The organism is Mycobacterium sp. E1386 (genome assembly GCF_001672745.1).
Lineage (GTDB): Bacteria > Actinomycetota > Actinomycetes > Mycobacteriales > Mycobacteriaceae > Mycobacterium.
In genome coordinates this window covers 1-765 of sequence record NZ_LZKH01000121.1, presented here as the reverse complement: position 1 = coordinate 765, position 765 = coordinate 1, and the positions used below count along the sequence as shown (strand labels likewise).

2 pseudogenes are annotated in these 765 nt (G+C 68.5%); one reads left to right on the top strand and one right to left on the bottom strand.

Annotated features, from left to right (window positions below):
* A pseudogene (locus A5709_RS13295) lies at positions 1-294 on the top strand (hypothetical protein); the annotation flags it as partial.
* Positions 295-298: 4 nt separating this feature from the next.
* Here the strand turns inward: A5709_RS13295 and A5709_RS13290 are convergent.
* Positions 299-765 (bottom strand): annotated as a pseudogene (locus A5709_RS13290) (VWA domain-containing protein); the annotation flags it as partial.

Below are 765 nucleotides of genomic sequence, written 5' to 3'. Positions count from 1 at the left end.
ATCTCGACGATCTCGTTCGGCACCAAGACCGGCGAGATCGAGATGGACGGGCAGCGGGTCGCCGTCCCCGTCGCGACGGATCAGATGAAGATGATCGCCAAGCTGTCCGGCGGGCAGTCTTACACCGCCAGCAACGTCGCCGAGCTTTCCAAGAGCTACAACGCGATCGAGAAGGACATCGGCTACCGCACGGTGCCGGGGCCGGGCAGCGCCGGGTGGTTGCGCCTGGGCGTCATCACCGCCCTGATCGCGACGGCGCTGGCGCTGCTGATCAACCGGCGGCTCCCGGTCTGATCGCTCAGGAGGGCAGCCGGCGGTTGAGGAACAAGCCGGCCAGGATGGCGCCGGCCATCGCGACGGCCCCCAGCAGCATCCACGCCAGGCTGGCGTCGCCCTTGACGGTCTCGTAGCCGATCTGGCGCTGCAGGGTCGCATAGACGTTCTTCAGCGACTCGAGGCTGTCGGCGTGGAACGACTGGCCGTCGGTGATCTCGCAGATCTTCTGCAGCGTCTGATCGTCGACGGGAACGGGGATGGTGGCCCCCTCGTACTCGACGGTGCCGTACGGCGTCCCGAAGGAGATCGTCGAGATGGGCACGCCCTCGGCCTTGGCGGCCCGCGCCGCGGTGTACACCCCGTCATGCGGATCGCTGGGGTTGGACGGCTTGTTCTCCTTGCCGTCGGAGAGCAGCACGATGCGGGCCGGCGGCGGGGTGTCGCCCCCGGTGATCGCGGTGGCGCTCACCGCGTGCAGGGCGGTGAAGA